The organism is uncultured Chloroflexus sp. (genome assembly GCF_937951745.1).
In the GTDB taxonomy this organism is placed as follows: domain Bacteria; phylum Chloroflexota; class Chloroflexia; order Chloroflexales; family Chloroflexaceae; genus Chloroflexus.
This window is the reverse complement of record NZ_CALFBQ010000071.1, coordinates 16,267-33,320: the sequence shown is the minus strand read 5'-3', so window position 1 is coordinate 33,320 and position 17,054 is coordinate 16,267. Positions and strand designations below refer to the sequence as shown.

At 58.9% G+C, this 17,054-nt stretch carries 11 protein-coding genes; 7 read left to right on the top strand and 4 right to left on the bottom strand.

Annotated elements, in window-relative coordinates; genetic code table 11:
• The first annotated feature begins 49 nt into the window (after window positions 1-49).
• A complete protein-coding gene (locus tag Q1A59_RS15600) occupies window positions 50-1,834 on the top strand; it encodes an ABC transporter ATP-binding protein (protein WP_298400562.1) in 1,785 nt (594 codons plus the stop codon).
• Window positions 1,835-1,839: 5 nt separating this feature from the next.
• On the opposite strand, the gene Q1A59_RS15595 is transcribed toward Q1A59_RS15600, so the two are convergent.
• Window positions 1,840-3,027 carry a hybrid sensor histidine kinase/response regulator gene (locus Q1A59_RS15595; protein WP_298400560.1) on the bottom strand — a complete coding sequence of 396 codons (1,188 nt, stop codon included), beginning with the start codon at window positions 3,025-3,027 and terminating at the stop codon, window positions 1,840-1,842.
• Window positions 3,024-5,651 (bottom strand): ATP-binding protein, encoded by a 2,628-nt coding sequence (locus Q1A59_RS15590; protein ID WP_298400558.1) that lies wholly within the window; start codon window positions 5,649-5,651, stop codon window positions 3,024-3,026. The genes Q1A59_RS15595 and Q1A59_RS15590 overlap by 4 nt, the downstream gene beginning before the upstream one ends.
• A gap of 222 nt (window positions 5,652-5,873) precedes the next feature.
• Between Q1A59_RS15590 and Q1A59_RS15585 the strand changes: the two genes are divergently transcribed.
• Window positions 5,874-8,726: an N-acetylmuramoyl-L-alanine amidase gene (locus Q1A59_RS15585; protein ID WP_299645214.1), complete on the top strand. Its 2,853-nt coding sequence runs from the start codon at window positions 5,874-5,876 to the stop codon at window positions 8,724-8,726.
• A 34-nt stretch (window positions 8,727-8,760) separates the two neighbouring features.
• On the opposite strand, the gene Q1A59_RS15580 is transcribed toward Q1A59_RS15585, so the two are convergent.
• Window positions 8,761-9,408 (bottom strand): CBS domain-containing protein, encoded by a 648-nt coding sequence (locus Q1A59_RS15580; RefSeq protein WP_298400554.1) that lies wholly within the window; start codon window positions 9,406-9,408, stop codon window positions 8,761-8,763.
• 223 nt (window positions 9,409-9,631) lie between these two features.
• Between Q1A59_RS15580 and Q1A59_RS15575 the strand changes: the two genes are divergently transcribed.
• The 3 genes from Q1A59_RS15575 (at window position 9,632) to Q1A59_RS15565 (ending at window position 14,134) form a co-directional block, all read left to right on the top strand.
• Window positions 9,632-10,666, top strand: a complete 1,035-nt coding sequence (locus tag Q1A59_RS15575; RefSeq protein ID WP_298400552.1) for an ABC transporter ATP-binding protein — start codon at window positions 9,632-9,634, stop codon at window positions 10,664-10,666.
• 132 nt (window positions 10,667-10,798) lie between these two features.
• Window positions 10,799-12,961: a heterodisulfide reductase-related iron-sulfur binding cluster gene (locus tag Q1A59_RS15570; RefSeq protein WP_298400550.1), complete on the top strand. Its 2,163-nt coding sequence runs from the start codon at window positions 10,799-10,801 to the stop codon at window positions 12,959-12,961.
• A 159-nt stretch (window positions 12,962-13,120) separates the two neighbouring features.
• Window positions 13,121-14,134: a glycosyltransferase family 2 protein gene (locus Q1A59_RS15565; RefSeq protein ID WP_298400547.1), complete on the top strand. Its 1,014-nt coding sequence runs from the start codon at window positions 13,121-13,123 to the stop codon at window positions 14,132-14,134.
• A 10-nt stretch (window positions 14,135-14,144) separates the two neighbouring features.
• On the opposite strand, the gene Q1A59_RS15560 is transcribed toward Q1A59_RS15565, so the two are convergent.
• Window positions 14,145-14,648: a MarR family winged helix-turn-helix transcriptional regulator gene (locus Q1A59_RS15560; protein WP_298400544.1), complete on the bottom strand. Its 504-nt coding sequence runs from the start codon at window positions 14,646-14,648 to the stop codon at window positions 14,145-14,147.
• Between the two features lie 188 nt (window positions 14,649-14,836).
• On the opposite strand from Q1A59_RS15560, the gene Q1A59_RS15555 reads away from it, so the two are divergent.
• On the top strand, window positions 14,837-15,679 hold the full coding sequence (locus Q1A59_RS15555; protein WP_298400541.1) for a hypothetical protein: 843 nt from the start codon (window positions 14,837-14,839) through the stop codon (window positions 15,677-15,679).
• 275 nt (window positions 15,680-15,954) lie between these two features.
• On the top strand, window positions 15,955-17,022 hold the full coding sequence (locus Q1A59_RS15550; RefSeq protein ID WP_298400723.1) for an ATP-binding protein: 1,068 nt from the start codon (window positions 15,955-15,957) through the stop codon (window positions 17,020-17,022).
• Window positions 17,023-17,054 lie beyond the last annotated feature (32 nt).

Sequence of the window (17,054 nt, the reverse complement as noted above, 5' to 3'; positions counted from 1 at the left end):
ACAGTGCCGCTGTATCCTTACGACTACGAAATACATATCGGAGTTGCTCATGTCACACGGGTTTGATGACGATACCATCCTTGGCAAAGCCTACGATGGCCGACTGGTGCGCCGCTTGGCCGGTTACGTGATCCCGTACTGGGGCCGGTTGAGCGTTGCCATTGGGTTGTTGATCGGTGCGATTTTGACCGATCTGCTGCCACCGTTGCTCGTTCAGCAGGCGATTGACGGCCCAATCAGCGCCGGTGCGGTTGATGGCGTCTGGCCCTATTTCGTCGCTTTTCTTAGCGCACTGTTGGCTAATTTCGCCTTTCGTTATAGCCATTCCTACTTTATCAACAGCGTTGGTCAGCAGGTGATGAAAGACTTGCGGGTGGCAATTTTTCGCCACATTCAGCACATGAGCCTGTCGTTCTTTAACCGCAACCCGGTGGGCCGCTTGATCACCCGCATCACGAACGATGTCGATGCGCTCAACGAGTTTCTCACCCAAGGGGTAGTGATGATCGTGGCTGATCTGCTCACCTTGATTGGCATTATCGTGGTGATGTTTGTGCTCAATTGGCGGTTGGCCTTGATCAGCATCGCCACCTTGCCGGTGCTGGTGGTGATCGTTGCGATCTACCAGCGGTTGATGCGCTCGGCCTACCGGCTGGTGCGGCAGCGATTGGCCCGAATCAACGCTTTCCTCAGTGAACAGATCAGCGGCATGCTTGTGACGCAGCTCTTTAACGGTGAAGGGCGCAGTCGCGTTGCGTTTGCCCGTCTGAGCGACGATTATATGCAAGCCAACATTCGCTCAGTCTTGATCTTTGCCATCTTTATCCCCTCGGTCAACTTGCTAGCGGCGATCGGCACTGCGGCGCTGCTGTGGGGCGGCGGCAACGGCGTACTGGCCGGTTGGGCATCGCTTGGTATGCTGGCGGCCTTTATCCAGTACCTTGAGCGCGCGTTTCAGCCGATTCGCAATCTCGCTGAGCGGTATACCATCCTGCAATCGGCGATGGCTTCCGCCGAGCGTATCTTTGCCGTCCTTGATACTCAAGCCGAAGTGCGCGATCCGGCCCATCCCCGTGCGCTGCCCACGCCGGTGCGCGGCGAAATCGAGCTGCGCAATGTGGTGTTCGGCTACGATCCGGCGGAACCGGTGCTGCGCGGGATCAACTTACATATTCCTGCCGGCCAATCGGTCGCAATCGTCGGCGCGACCGGCGCCGGCAAGAGTTCGCTGGTTGGCCTGCTGGCGCGTTTCTACGATGTGCAAGCCGGGAGCATTATGCTCGACGGCATCGACATTCGCGAGCTCGCACAAACCGAGTTGCGCCGCCATATCGCCGCCGTGCCCCAAGACCCGATCTGTTTCAGCGGGACAATTGCCAGCAATATTCGCCTGCACAACAACGCGATCAGCGATGAGCAGGTGCGCGCCGCCGCCGAGCTGGTCGGTGCGCACCGCTTCATTGAACGGCTGCCCGGCGGGTACGAGTACGAAGTGCGTGAACGTGGTGCGAATCTCTCGATCGGCCAGCGCCAGTTGCTCGCCTTTGCCCGCGCGATTGCGTTTAACCCTGAAGTGTTGCTGATTCTCGATGAAGCGACCAGCAGTGTTGATACCGAAACCGAGGCGTTGATTCAAGCGGCCTTGGCTCGCTTGATGCGCAACCGTACCAGTATCATTATTGCCCACCGCCTTAGCACCATCCGCCACGTGGATCGGATTATCGTGCTGCACAAGGGGCGGGTGGTCGAAGATGGCACCCACGACGAGCTATTGGCTCGGCGTGGCTACTACTACCGGCTCTACCAATTGCAATTTGCTGACGTAGGGGCATAACGGTGCTATACCCCTACCGACCGGCGCGGGATGGCGACGGTGAACGCGCTGCCCTCACCCGGCGCGCTGCGCAACGCGATTTGGCCACCGTGCGCTTCGACGATATGGCGCACAATCGCCAACCCAAGTCCGCTGCCGGGATGGCCGCGGGCCAACGAATGATCAACCTGATAGAAGGGGAGAAAGATCTTTTCGTGTTCGGTGGGCGCGATCCCGATCCCAGTATCCTCTACCCGCATAATCAAGCGGGTCGGCTCATCGCGCACAATGAAGCACACCTTCCCACCCGGTTTGTTGTACTGGAAGGCATTATCCAGCAAGTTGCGCACTAAATGCTCAAATGCTGATCGATCAACCTCAATCGGTTGGATATCCGAGAGTGCCACATCGAACTGCAACTGCGCCTGCGCTGCTCGTTCACGGAACATCGCGATCAGCGGACGCAGCACATCAAGCGGCTGCAAGGCCACAAAGTTGAGCGCGCGGCTGCGGATCTCTTGAAAGTAGAGCAAATTGTTGAGCTGACGCGCCAAAATCTCGCCGCTGCGCCGCATCACGCGCACCGCTTCTTCTTGTTGCGGGTTGAGCGGGCCAAGCATGCCGCGATCGAAGAGTTCGAGATAACCAAGCAGCGAGGTAAGCGGGGTGCGCAATTCGTGCGAGAGGGTGGCGAGGAACTGATCTTTAAGCCGGTCGAGGTCTTGCAGTTGGGCATTGGCGATTGTCAACTCCCGTACCCGCGCCTCTAGCCGCTCAACCAGTTTTTGGTTATACGACCGCAGCAGCGCCGTCTCCATCGTTTCCGGCAATCGTTCGCGCCGCCCCTCGATGAATTCGGCGATTTGGGCCGGCAGTGCACGGGCATCGATCGGCTTGCTCAAATAGCCATCGCACCCCGCGACCAAGGCCCGCTCGCGCGAGCCCGGCGATGCATCAGCGGTCAAGGCAATAATCGGCACGCCACGCAAATGCGGCAGCGAGCGTAGGCGCGTGGTCGTTTCGTAGCCATCGAGGCCGGGAATGCCGAGATCGACAAGCACGAGCGTCGGATGGCTTGTACGGGCGAGCGCCAACCCGTTTGGCCCGTCTTCAGCAATCACTACCTGATAGCCGCGAGCGCTGAGCACCCGCTGCACCAGACGTTGATTATCAGGATTATCTTCGATGTATAAGATCTGTGCTGGTTGGCTCATGACATGACGACATTGGCCCTAACCGGCGCAGCAAGCAACGCTGATTGGGCAACGGGTAAGGTGAAGGTGAACGTTGACCCAATACCCGGTGTGCTGTCAACCCAGATCCGGCCGCCTTGGGCTAGCACCAGCTTGCGGGTAATCGCCAACCCTAGCCCTGTGCCACCGAGGCGTGAACGCCGGCCATGGATCTGCACAAACTCGCCAAAGATATCTTGTTGCCGCTCGAGCGGAATACCGATGCCGGTGTCAGAGACGCTTACCGCCACGTACCGCTCAATTTTACCATCGCCATTGACCTCATCATACATTTGCGCGCTTACTGTAATAGTACCACGTTCGGTAAATTTGATCGCATTCGAGAGTAAATTAAACAGAATCTGGCGCAACCGGTCACTATCAGCCGCTACCTTAGGCAGCGTCGCCGGTAAGGCGTTGCGCAGCGTAACCGGACGGTTGCGCAACAGTGTCTGCACCGTGTCACACACTTCACCGGCCACCTGTTGCAGATCAACTGGGCTAATTTCAAGATTTAGGTGACCGGCTTCAATGCGTGCCAGATCAAGCAGTTCGTTGATCAAGTGCAACAAGAACCGCCCATTGCGATTGATACTCTGCACATCTTCGCGTTGGGTCGGCGTCAACGGTTGGTCGGTATCGTCGAGCAAGACGGTCGAAAAGCCGATGATCGCGTTCAGCGGCGTGCGTAATTCATGACTGATACTGGCGAGGAAATCGCTCTTGCGCCGGTCGGCGAGTTGCGCCCGTTCGAGCGCAGCGCGCAGCTCTTCAGTACGTTGCGCTACTTGTTGTTCGAGGTCGTTGTACAGTTGTACGTTCTCAATCGTCAGGCCGACCATGCTGGCAAACATCAGCAATTGCGCGGCGTCGCGGGTCTGCACCGGACGCTGACTCAGTTTGTAATCGGCGGAAATGATCCCAATCACCGCATCGTTGCGCCCGAAGATAGGGGCTTGCACATACGACCGGCTGGCCGAAGCAGCCTGCTTGGTCTGATCAACCCAAGGATTCTCCCATGGATTATCAACGATTATCGCCTTCCGGCTGCGCACCACATCAGCTTCGACGCTATTGCCATCGAGCCGCAGCGGTTTCGCGTTTGCCACCGCCAGAAACTGCTGCGCTTGCAACTCGTTGCCGGGGCCGAATGAGGCGCTGACCGCGCGCAGGACTTCGCCGTCAACCAGATAGAGCACGGCCCGATCGAAGCCAAATCGTTCGCGCACGGCCTTAGGGATCGTTTCGAGCAAGACGGGCCACGAGAGAATGCCTTTCAGTTCGTTCGAGACGGCATTCAGGGTGGCCAATTGGCGCGCGTTTTCTTCGAGTTCGGCAATCTTGCTTTGCAAAGTGTCGGTCATGCGGTTAAAGGCATCGACCAACTGCCCAATCTCATCGCTACCCGCAGCGGGAAGGCGTTGAGTCAGATCGCCGCCGGCTACCGCTTGCACACCCTCGCGCAGCACGCTGATCCGGTTGGTGAACGAGAGCGAAAGCAAGAGGCCAAGCATGCTGATGGTGACAATGATCATCAGCAACACAGCCACTAATTGGTTCCACAGCCGGCTCTGGCTCTCGCTGAGGCGCTGGCCGACGGTGATCGCAGGGGCGTCAATTTCATTCGCGGGAATGATCAGAGCTACGCTCCAGCCGGCAGTGGTGATCGGCGCGAAGGCGACATAGCTCGCCTGATCCTGCTCTTGGATCAATTGCACCCCCGATTGGCGGCCAACCATCATTTCAGCCACAGCGCGCAGATCGGTATTGGTTGACTCGAGCAGATTCTCGGTGCGGTACGGTTGATCCCACCGCACATTAGCTCGCATATCTGGGCGCACGATCACATCGCCGTCGGCATTAATCAGCAACGCATATCCGCTTGAACCAACATCAACAGTAAGGAGGTCTTGCTGGATGGTCTTGAGCAGGAGATCGAACGCTACCACCCCGATAAACCGGCCCTGCCGGTCGTAGAGCGGGCTGGCGCAGGTTGTGGCGAGCAAACCGGTATTGGCATCAACGTATGGTTCCGTCCACACCGTTGCGCCGGCGTCACGCGCTTTGCGATACCACGGGCGCACCCGCGGGTCGAACGCTTCGAGCGTCAGTAGTTGGTCAATGACCGCTTCGTTGTCAAACGCGAGGATCCCACCCTCTTCCAGCGCAATGTACCCAATGTTGACGAGTGGATTCTTCGCAACCATTTCACGCAGGAGGGGGATCATCTGGCGCACGTAGGCTGCTTGATTGGCGTATTGGCGCAGCAAGTCATCGGTGGGGCGCGGCGCGATCCATACCCGGTCGCTGCTGAAGGCGATGACCGGCACATTATAACGATCGAGTGCGTACCCGGCCACTGTCTCGACTTGTTGCTGCACGCTCATCAACGCCGTATCGTACAACTGCGCTTTGTCGGCGGCGCGCTGGCGCAAGCTGGAGGTGGCCTGTTGGCGTAGACCATTCGTGCCCTCGACTACCGCCGTTTCACGGGCAATATTCAAACTGCTCAGTCCGAGCCAGCCGACGATAATCAGCGGTGGTAAGGCAAGACCGAGCAGCAGCAGCAGGATTTTGAGTTGAATGCTTGAGCGAATGGCGTTCATAAACGCTGGCAAATATGGCGATGAAGCTCAGAGCACGGTTTGGTTGACTGGTTAATTAAACCTTTGTGTATGGTAACAGAAGTTTCCCCAATCAGCAATCGGGTGCAGATGACGGATGGCTTACAGGGTGGCTGTCATCGATTCGTCACCCCAGCCTCTCGCTTTTACGACGAGCTATCGTTAGAATGAGGGCAGATGAAAACCTATTCGCCGAGGTGTACGATGATTACGGGCATTCGTCTTCTCCTCTCCATCGGCCTCCTCTGGGCGCTGCTTCTGCCGTTAACGCCGGTGCCGGCAGCCCCGGCTGCCAATGCCGATGGCCGGCCCGATACGCAGCTCTTTGCCACCGATATGACGACCGCACCGGCAGCCGCTCTGCCTCTGTTGGCAACCGCTAGCGGGTATCAAACTGCGCCGACTCCCGCGCCGCGCCCGTTTACCCATTTGCTGCTGAACTGGACGGCTGATCCGGCTAGTGCGCCGGTCGTGATGGTACGGGTGAGCAGCGATGGTGTGATGTGGAGTGATTGGGCCATTGTGGCCGAGGATGAGGAACTCTGGCAGGCTGGTGATGGCGATGATCTGCACTGGAGCGAGATTGTCTATGCCGGTGAAGATCGGAACTGGTATCAGGTGCGGGTTGAAACTAATGATCCTGCCGCGTTTCGCTCGGTTGCGGTCAACACGGTCGATAGCCGGTTTGGCCCGGCGGTTCCGGTGGCAACGCCATCCGCGGAAGTCGCCGCCGTCTCGCGCCCGCCGGTAGTGAGCCGCACGGCATGGGGCAATCCGCACGGCCAGACCAGCCCGCAAGCACCGCCAGCCTATTACCCGGTGCGCCATTTGGTGGTTCACCATACTGCTGGCTCAAATACCTTGGCCGAAGGCCAGACGTGGGTTGATGTGGTGCGTTCGATCTGGTCGTTCCATACGTATACCCGTGGTTGGGGCGACATCGGCTATAACTATCTGATCGACCCCGATGGCGTGATCTACGAAGGGCGGGCTGGCGGCGATGATGTGGTTGGCTTTCACGATACGGCCAATTACGGTTCAATGGGGGTCTCGCTGATCGGTAACTATAGCACGGTTGAGCCAACCGCGGCTGCGATTGACTCGCTCGTGGCGCTACTGGCGTGGAAAGCAGATCAAAAGCGGATCGATCCGATGGGGCGCAGCTTCTACTACGGCTGCTCGATCTCGCGCTACTGTGCTCCCTTCAATCCCGGCGCCGTGATTGACCATATCAGCGGCCACCGGCAGGTTACCCCTAACGGCTACACTACCTGCCCCGGCGACCGGTTGTTTAACCTGTTGCCGCTGGTTCGCCAGCGGGTGCAGGCCCGGCTTGCCGGCGAAAGCCAACCCGACAACGGCGATCTGGTGATCGAAGAACACGAGAGCGGCTTTACGCGCAGCAACGCTACGTGGTATCAGAGCGCCTGCGGCTATGGCGGCAGCGCGCTCTATACCTACGCCACCAATCAACCATCCGCAAGTGCCAACTGGGCAACGTGGCGACCCAATCTGCCGGCCTCCGGCGTCTATCGGGTACTGGTGCATATTCCGGCCAATTGCGCCAATCTCAATCCCAGCCGGCAAGCGCGCTACCGGATCACGACTGCCAACGGGGTGGTCGAACGGGTGGTTGACCAAGCGACTCAGCAAGGTTGGGTCGAGCTCGGGGTGTATAACTTTGCCGGCAGCACTGCGAGCATATCTCTTTCGGATCTGACTGGCGAACCGTTAAGCGACCGGCGGGCCGTGCTGTTTGATGCCATGCAATGGCAGCCGATTGATACCGCTAACCAGCGCCTTGAACTAGTAGCGGTGGAGTATGGCGCCACAACCATTGCCGCTGGCGAGGTATTGCCGGTGCGCTTTACCGTGCGCAATGCCGGCGCAGCACCGATCTATGGCCAAGATCCACTGGGGGGAAGTGTGTTTGATCTCAGCGCCGGCACGTTCGAGCGCGAAGGGTACGTCTACGATGAAGGCGAATGCTTCCTTGGCGCGCCTAATCAGAGTTACCCAACCTTTCCCAAAGAAGCTGGGTCCTTCCGGGTGATGTTGGGGCCGGTAGATCGCGAGGTAAGCTGCGCCGGCGCAACCGGTGGCTACCCGTGGCGATGGGGGATCAGCGGGCGGCTTGACCCCGGCCAAACCCAGACCATTGTCGGCTATGTGCGGTTCCGGGCTCCGGGGACGGTGACGCTGCGGGCTGGCGCGATCCAAGAGTATGTGGCCTACGTGACCACGGCACAAGCTGAGCAGCAGATTACGATCACGCCGGAACGGCAGCCGCCGCAGCCGGCCCGCTATAATGAGAGCTTGCAACCGCTGGCGATGGTGTACGAATTGGCCAACACCCCGGAACGGCTGCTTGCCCGCACGCAAAACCCGCTCAGCATCCGGCGTGGCGCACTGCTCGGCAGTTTCGTCTGGTATGGCGAGTTGCGCGATTGGGGTGGCGGCGGGCCGTTGCCCGGCCTGAGCAACCACTTTCTGATCGAACAGACTCGCACCTTTGTCGCGCCGGTGAGCGGTGAATATACCTTCGAGCTGAGCAGCGACGACGGGGCATGGCTGTGGGTCAACGAGCAACTGGTTGTCGCAAATGCTGGTATTCATCCCTTTACGACGGTGACCGGCACTATCTCGCTCACTGCCGGGTTGCATACGCTTGCGATCAAATATTTTGAGTTGGAGGGCGGAGCAGCGGTTGGCTACCGGGTCAAAGCGCCGGGGGCTGACGATTTTGAGCTTGTGCGTGATGGGTTGGCCCAAGGTGAGGGGGTTGGATCACATTTCCGCACACTCACCGGTCTACGGCTAAGTGCATCTGATTTAGGCGGCGGCAGCGCGCGGCTACGCTACTCGTGGGATGGCGAAACGTGGATTACCACGACTGATAACGTGATCGAGATCGAGGCGCTGGCCGATGGCGAATACCGCTTGCGCTATCAGGCCATTGATACCAACGGCAACGAGAGCGAAATCCTCTCGTTGCCATTGCGGGTCGATAGCGCGATGACGATTTACCGTGCAATGTTGCCGTGGGTCACGCGGTAGGGGCAACGCAGACGTTGTGCCTACCGCGCTGCTATTATGGATGCGTCTCGCGCACATCTATCACTTTCGCCACCACTGGCGTAATCACCTCGCGCACCTGATCGATCGCCATTCCGCTGACCTTAAAGGTCACTTCCGACATAGCCGCCGTCTCGCCGGCGAAGGTGCCAAGCGCAATGATATTCCCGCCGCTATTGGCAATCGCTGCCGTGAGTTTGGCGAGCGATCCCGGTTCATCGGCCATGCTCACCGTCACCCGGATGCCGGGGCTGCGTGCGCCCATGAGCTCAAGAAAGATCTTAAATAGATCGGTCTCGGTAATAATACCGACCAGCTCATTCCCGCGCATGACCGGCAACCCGCCTACCCGTCGGTCGGCCATAATTCGCGCCGCTTCCTCGATCGGCGTGTCAACCGAAACCGTATAGACATCGCGGGTCATCACGCGGTCAACCGTCAGCTTGCTTAGCAAGTAGTTCAATTCCCACACGCTCAGCGTCGTTGCTGGCGAAGGCGAGGCGTTGATCAGGTCTTTCAGCGAGACAATACCGACCAGACGACCGTGGGAAACCACCGGCGCGCGCCGGATATGTTCGGTACGCATCAAGTGCATTGCATCGTGGATCGACGTTTCTGGAGTTACCGTAATCGGGGGATGCGACATCCGCTCGCCAACAAACATAACGCTACCTCCCTGACGCCTCGTCACGAGCAGCGCCTTCGCTGCTCTCTATCTTCAACTATACCATGCGCCTGTATTGTGCGAAGTAAATGGGTAACAACTTTCACGGGTATGTTACAATCCGAATCGAAAGACCGGTACAGGCAGCGCGCCGCTCTGCCTTCTACGCTATCCGTATTGTGCGGGCCGAGCGCCGCTCTGCCCTCTACGCCATCCGTAAACCATGATCTCAATCGAAACAACCGCGCTCTCCATTCAACGCCTGAGCCGCCATTACGGATCGCTCACGGCGGTCAATGAAGTCAGTCTCGAGCTGGCTGCCGGCAAGTTTATGGCCCTGCTCGGCCCATCGGGCTGCGGCAAGACCACGTTGCTGCGCCTGATTGCCGGTTTCGAGCAGCCCGATAGCGGTGTCATTATGATCGGCGGGCGCACGGTGGTGGGGCCATGCGGGGCTGGCATCCCTCCCGAACAGCGTCGAGTGGGGATGGTGTTTCAAGATTACGCCCTCTTTCCCCATCTCAGCGTGGCGCAAAACGTGGCCTACGGCTTGCCGCGTAGTCCTGAACGCGAGACGCGGGTGCATGAGTTGCTGACGTTGGTGGGGTTGGCTGATGCTGGCCGGCGCATGCCGCACGAATTGTCGGGCGGGCAGCAGCAACGAGTGGCACTGGCACGCGCCTTGGCTCCCCGTCCGACCTTGATCTTGCTCGATGAACCCTTCTCGAACCTCGACGCCGGATTGCGTATGGCGGTGCGCAATGAAGTACGCCAGATTCTGCGCCGCGAAGGCGCGACGGCTCTCTTCGTCACTCACGATCAGGAAGAGGCACTCAGCATTGCCGATCTGGTCGGGGTCATGATCAACGGGAGGATTGTGCAGGTTGCACCGCCGCGTGACCTGTATGAGCGTCCGACCAATCGCGCCGTCGCTTCGTTTGTCGGTGCTGCTAATTTTATTCCAGCGGAAGCGCACGGTCTGGTTGCGCAGAGCGTGATCGGGCGCCTGCCGTTGCTGACCCCGCACCATGGCTTGGTCAGCGTAATGATCCGGCCCGAAGCGATCGAATTAGAGGTCGATGACGAATCGCCGCACCAGATCGTCGAGCGTAACTATTTCGGTGCCGATGTGCGATACGAGGTGCGCCTGAGCGACGGTGCTATGATCACAGCGCGTCTGGCCCCGTGGCACGATGTGCCAGTGGGCACACGGGTCAATGTCGTGGTGCGGGGGGCGTTGGTGGCCTTTGCCGAGTGATGCAGAAGGGTGCCGGTACTGGCGGCGTTTCGAGCGTGATGTCGTATGCCATCCTTGTCGCATTGACGCTTTGCAGCACGAATGCTATGATCGGCCCAGTTCCGGGCGCCGGCATTTGTGCGGAGAAAGGCAATGGAGCAAGAGCAGATTATCGCGATCCGCGAGATCTATTGGAACATTGACCATACGATTGGCGCAACGTTCCTCTACTTGACGGTTCTGATTACCACTGCGGTGATGGCATGGGGCATCCTGCGCGATATCGCCCGTTGGCGACGCGGACGGCCCGCCAACCGGATCGGCAATCCGATCACCCGCTTGCTTGAGTTTACCCGCCAGAGTCTTGGTCAAAAGAAGGTGCTGCGCGACCGCCGGGCCGGCGTGATGCACGCTTTGATCTTCTTTGGCTTTCTCACTCTGTTCATCGGCACCGATATTATTGCGGTCGAAGAAGATTTTACCATTCCGCTGATGGGTGAGCAGGCCGGCAAGATTTTGGTCGGCGATTTCTACAAGGCGTATGAGTTCATCCTCGATACGCTCGGTTTAGCCTTCGTCGCCGGTTTGCTGTGGGCAACGTGGCGGCGCTACCGCACCAAGCCTGACCGGCTCGATAACCGGCGCACCGATAGTTGGGTGTTGGGGGTGCTGTTGTTTTTGGGGATTGGCGGCTTTCTCATCGAGGGGTTGCGGATCGCGAACCAGACTATCGGCGGTGTGCCGGTTTACGAGCAAGAGTGGGCCAAGCTGGCGTATGTTGGCTTTGCGCTAGCCACCATCTTCCGCGCAATCGGCCTCGGTGACGGTAGTCCGGTGGCGCTCGCCATCCATCCGGTGCTTTGGTATACCCACGCTGCCGCGACCGGCCTATTCATGGCCTCGCTGCCGTTCAGCAAGTTCCGCCATATTATCTACACGCCGCTGAATACACTCTTCCGCGACTTGCAACCAAAAGGCGCGCTCGATCCGATCCCCAACCTTGAGGCTGAGATCGAGAAAGACGAGCCGCGTCTAGGTGTGACGACGCTGGCCGATCTGACGTGGAAGCGGCGGATGGATCTTGATGCCTGTATGCGTTGCGGTCGCTGCCAGAGTGTCTGCCCGGCTCATGCCAGCGGTGCGTTGCTCTCGCCGAAGTACATCATCACCAAGCTAGCCGACTTGCAGCGCGGCGATCCTATCCATTTCAAAGATGGCACGGTGCGTAAGCTGGCCGAATTGAATGGTAACGGCGTGACTGCCGAGACGATGCCATTGATTGGCACGTTGATCGAACCTGAGGAGCTGTGGGCTTGTACCACCTGCAATGCTTGCGTGCATGAATGCCCGGCGATGATCGAGCACGTTGATGACATCGTTGACATGCGTCGCCACTTGACGATGATCGCGAGCGAGGTACCGCAAGGCGTTAAGCGGGTGCTAGAAGGGATCGAGCGGCAGAGCAACCCATGGCGGCTGCCGGCCCGCGAGCGTAGCGCGTGGACGGAAGGGCTAGATGTGCCAGTGCTAGCCGAGAAAGAGCAGGTCGAGGTGCTCTATTGGGTTGGTTGTGCGCCGAGCTATGACGAACGATCGCGCAAAGTGGCGCGGGCCATGGTGCAACTGCTGCAACAAGCTGGGGTTGATTTCGCCATCCTCGGCGAAGAGGAGTGCTGCACTGGCGACCCGGCCCGTCGCATGGGCGAAGAGATGCTCTTTCAAGCCCAAGCCCAACAGGCGATCGAGACTATGCACCAATACAAGTTCCGCACGGTCGTCACCACCTGCGCCCACTGCTTCAACAGTATCAAGAACGAGTACCCGCAGTTCGGCGGGCGGGCCGGCATTGATTACGAGGTCGTCCATCACACCGAGTTTTTGGCCCGCTTGGTGCGCGAGGGCAAACTCAAGCCGGCCAAAGCGGTGAGAGAGCGCGTAGTCTACCACGATCCTTGCTATATCGGGCGCTACAACGACATCTACGATGATCCGCGCAGCTTGCTGAGTAGCATCCCCGGCCTTGAGCTGGTCGAAGCGCCGGAGCGCAACCGCGAGCGGGCAATGTGTTGCGGCGGCGGCGGCGGCAACGTCTGGCTAGAACGCTGGGGTGAGCGCAATGTGAATGTGATCCGGCTGGAACAGCTCGTTGCGCCGCAACCGCAGACGCTGGCGGTTGCCTGCCCATTCTGCATGGTGATGTTTGAAGATGCGGCCAAGAACACCGGTCGCGCCGAGACGTTGCAGCGGCGCGATGTGGCCGAAATGTTGTTAGAGAGCGTTAGCGGCACGGCGTCCGGCGATGAGCGTGGTATGTAGAGACGGACGTTCGTCCGTCTCCCTACGCCGTAGAGGGTGAAACGCGAAGGCGCAGAGGACGCCAAGGGCGCAAAGCGTTGGGATTGGGGTGGTTTTTCCACTCGTTAGTCACCATCCTCAATGTCCTTGGCGCTCGTTGCGCCTTTGCGTTACATATTCATGACTGTACCACGTATCTCAATCATCTTGCCCATCCGCAATGCGGCAACGACCTTGCCGGCCTGTTTGCGTTCGCTGGCGCGGCAGCGTTTCACAGACTACGAAGTGCTGGCGATTGACGATGGTTCTGACGACGAATCGCCGGCCATTGTCGCCGCAGCGGCGGCGGGTGACGCGCGGATCGTGCCGATCAAGGCCGGACGGATCGGATTGACGGCGGCGCTCAATCTCGGTCTTGCGTTAGCACGCGCGCCGATCATTGCCCGGATGGATGCTGATGACGTGATGCACCCAGATCGGCTGGCGCTGCAATATCAGGCCTTAATGGCGCAGCCTCAGCTCGCTCTGATTGCTAGCCGGGTGGTGGCTTTTCCGGCGCGGGAAGTGCGAGCCGGTTTACGCGAATACCTGCGTTGGCAGAATCGGGTGCTTACACCGGAACAGGTGGCGGCTGAGATCTACGTTGAGTCGCCCTTTGCTCACCCCTCGGTGATGTTCCGGTGCGAGGCAGTGCAGAGATTGGGCGGTTACACTAATGAACCGTGGCCCGAAGACTACGAATTGTGGCTACGGATGCATGCAGCGGGGTTGCAGATGGCCAAACTACCGCGCAATCTGCTGGCTTGGCGCGAGCGACCCGATCGCGCGACGCGCACCGATCCGCGCTATGCCCGCGCCGCTTTTGACGAATTACGGGCTTGTTTCTTAGCCAATGATCCACGGCTACACAGCGGGCGGGCGCTGGTTTATTGGGGGGCAGGCCGAGTTACGCGCCGACGGGCGCGCCGGCTGATCGAACGCGGCTTTCCGCCAGCGGCATGGATCGATATTGATCCAGCCAAAATCGGCCAAACCATTTGGGGCGCGCCGGTGCATGCACCGAAATGGCTCGACCGCCAGCCACGGCCATTCGTGCTGGTGTACGTCACCAACCATGGCGCGCGCGACTTGATCGATGGCTGGTTAGCGGAGATGGGCTATCAACCGGGCCGGGATTATCTCAGCGTGGGATAAATGGCAGGGCTTAGTCGTTCGCCTCTTGCCCATTGCGGTCATCCTCAACTGGCGCAAGCAACCCGCTATACAATGAGCGCAGCAATTCGCGCAATTGATGCACCTCGTGCTCAGAGAGCGAACGCATCCGCCTGCGCAAGCGTTCGTGATGGCGCGGGCGCAAATTACGCAATTTCTCAGCGCCGGCTTCGGTGAGGCAAATGAGGCTCACCCGGCGATCGTTCGGATCGGGACGGCGCTCGACATACCCTTTGGCGATCAGACGATCGACAATACCGGTCAAATTGGAGTTGTCGCACATCATGCGTGCGCTGATCTCGCTGAGCGGCACACCGCTACGCGACGCATAATTCAGGATCATAAATTGCGGAACCGTCAAATCCTCACCGCGCAGATCGTAGCGATTGTACGTCTCGAGCATCGAGTGAACCTGACGCAGCAAGGTATATGCCTCAAGCTCAGGCGTCGTCTCACTACTCTGCTGCCGTCCGGTAGGCTCGGTGGAGAGGCTCATCGCTGTCTCCTCACTAGTGCGCTGGAGGCGCAGGGGTAGGAGTCAAATAAAATAGTGTCACTAGGCAAACAGGAGTAATAGTTGTCTACCGTATAATTCCTGCTACATGCAACTATAACATGACTATGACTGGCGTGTCAATATTGTTTCAAATGAAACAGTTTCTACTCATTTAAGGAGAACGGGGCGTGCAATCACCACAACCGCGTTATGAGCAGATTGTTACGATTGCGTTTATCGTCACAATCGGGCTGGTAATCGTGTTTCTCATCGACACCAGTACGGTCAATCCACGCTTTGCGTTTGGCGGCGATCTACCTGAAATCAGCCTATCATGGTTGTTAATCGGCTCACTAGCATTGTTAGCGGCAATGGGCGCCGATTGGGTTGCGCGCTCGCATCCGCACCCGATGAACTGGATTGTCCGTTCGTTCGGGCCATTACGCAGTGTAACTCCAGCATTCTGGTTCCTGCCGGGGCTGAGTGTGGTAGCAGCCTACGCCTTCTGGCAACTCTTCAATTCAGTGTTGGGCGGGACGGCCTTCTTGCTAGCGTTGATAGTCACTGCCGGGATGTTAATCGTGACACTCGCGGCGCAATATTTTAGTCTCGACCGGCGGGCCGAGATCCATACGCCGGCGCAGATCGTGTTGCATATCATCGGCTATCTCATCGCGTTTGGCAGCTTTAGCGCGATTTACTATACGCGCTATCGCACGCTCTATTCGGCGACAATGGTGGCGTTGGTATCTGCGTTCCTCATCTATGCGCTGCTCAACATCCAGCGCCGGCCGGTTTCGTTTGGGGTGGCGCTGGTTGCCGGCATCGGGATCGCCGAGCTGATGTGGGCTCTCAACTATTGGCAGACCACCTTTCTGTTGGCGGGAGTGGTGTTGGTGACGGTATTGTATGTTGTCGTCGGATTGTTGGGCTATGCCTGTATCGGTCAATTGAATCGTCGGCTTCTGCTTGAATACAGCCTTGTGGGGATAGCATTGGTAGGCGGTGTGGCATATATGTCATTGCGCTAAGGTGGTGGCGACTGCGCCGGGCCATAGCTGAGATTGGTAGTGATTGCAATAAAGACTCTTAACGCGATGCTTGTCGCTTGGTTGTGATCACTGAAGCGCCGTCTGTTTGGGCTAGCTCTAGGCATCATCAATCTTCCAAACAAGTGTCGTGAAGATCGGTCTTGCCGCGTTGCAGGCTTTCTGCTACACTTACTCATGCTTTATTGATCGTACCCCAGATTCATCGCGGCGACCTCATCCTTCCGGCCGCCGCCGGGAGAAAGCGCGTGCGACACATGATTGATGAGTGGCGACAGCGCCTCAACCCCGTCTTTCTCTTCGCCGGTTATCGCTGGCTGGCATGGCTCATTGCCGGGCTTGCGTTGACCTTACCCGGCTACGCAGTTGCGAGTCTTCCCCAACACGCTGGTCTCTTGCTAGTGGTATTGCTAGTCACGCTCGTGATTACTCGCCAAGCAGAGGGCTATCTGCGCCTGATGCAACGCCGGCCAGTGTTACTCATCCTTGATGTGTTGTTAGGCTGGCTGGTGGTCATCTTGAGTGGCGGTGGCTTGCTGCCGTTTGGGCCGTATGCCTTGAGCAGCCTGATTGCGCCAGCGTTACTGTTTAGTTGGCAAGGCGCGCTGATCAGCGGGATCGGAGCTGGGCTGTTGCATTTGATCGGCGGCTCAATCCTCGGCATTACCGATCTGGCTGGGATGCGGGCGGGTGTGCCGCTGCTCTTCGCGCTGGGTTGGGCGGCGTTCGCGGCGTGGCGGCGCATGCCGCCGGATCGTGCGCGAGGGCGGACGCTGTTACACCTCGATGCTTCAGCCCCGCCAGCAGCGTTGCGCCGCCCAACGTTACCGGGTAGCGAGCACATCGGGACAGCGCCGGAATGGTATCCGCCATCCATTTCCGGATCTGGCAGCCGGCGCGGGGCCGAATTGGCGCCTGCGGTCTCGTTACGGCCAGACCTGCGCCTTGCCATCACCCAGTTAGTTGATGGTGAACGGCAGCGCGGCGGCTTACAAGTGGCGTGCCAGATTGATGGTGCGGTGCAGAAGTTGACGGCGGCCCAACAAGGGGTGCTGTTGCGCGCCGCTCAAGAAGCGCTGGCGAATGTGCGCCGCCATGCCCACGCCTCGTCATGTAAGGTCTGGCTCCATATTGATGATCAGGCGGCGACGTTGCAAGTCGAAGATGATGGCGTTGGTTTGCTCGATGGCACCTATGAGCGTCCGCATTTGCATGCTCTGCGTGCACTGCGCTACCGAGTCGCGGAATTCGACGGCCAGCTCGCCGTCTTTGAAGGCGAACAGGGTGGCCTGACCGTGCGGGTAACGCTTCCCCTCGAACCATGAAGTTGCGGTATCATGCCGATAGGCACTCGCTG

What these genes read in the sequence shown, in the direction of transcription:
- Q1A59_RS15600 (WP_298400562.1), top strand. Translation starts at nt 50, where the DNA reads ATGTCACACGGGTTTGATGACGATACCATCCTTGGCAAAGCCTACGAT.
- Q1A59_RS15595 (WP_298400560.1), bottom strand. Translation starts at nt 3,027, where the DNA reads ATGAGCCAACCAGCACAGATCTTATACATCGAAGATAATCCTGATAAT.
- Q1A59_RS15590 (WP_298400558.1), bottom strand. Translation starts at nt 5,651, where the DNA reads ATGAACGCCATTCGCTCAAGCATTCAACTCAAAATCCTGCTGCTGCTG.
- Q1A59_RS15585 (WP_299645214.1), top strand. Translation starts at nt 5,874, where the DNA reads ATGATTACGGGCATTCGTCTTCTCCTCTCCATCGGCCTCCTCTGGGCG.
- Q1A59_RS15580 (WP_298400554.1), bottom strand. Translation starts at nt 9,408, where the DNA reads ATGTTTGTTGGCGAGCGGATGTCGCATCCCCCGATTACGGTAACTCCA.
- Q1A59_RS15575 (WP_298400552.1), top strand. Translation starts at nt 9,632, where the DNA reads ATGATCTCAATCGAAACAACCGCGCTCTCCATTCAACGCCTGAGCCGC.
- Q1A59_RS15570 (WP_298400550.1), top strand. Translation starts at nt 10,799, where the DNA reads ATGGAGCAAGAGCAGATTATCGCGATCCGCGAGATCTATTGGAACATT.
- Q1A59_RS15565 (WP_298400547.1), top strand. Translation starts at nt 13,121, where the DNA reads ATGACTGTACCACGTATCTCAATCATCTTGCCCATCCGCAATGCGGCA.
- Q1A59_RS15560 (WP_298400544.1), bottom strand. Translation starts at nt 14,648, where the DNA reads ATGAGCCTCTCCACCGAGCCTACCGGACGGCAGCAGAGTAGTGAGACG.
- Q1A59_RS15550 (WP_298400723.1), top strand. Translation starts at nt 15,955, where the DNA reads ATGATTGATGAGTGGCGACAGCGCCTCAACCCCGTCTTTCTCTTCGCC.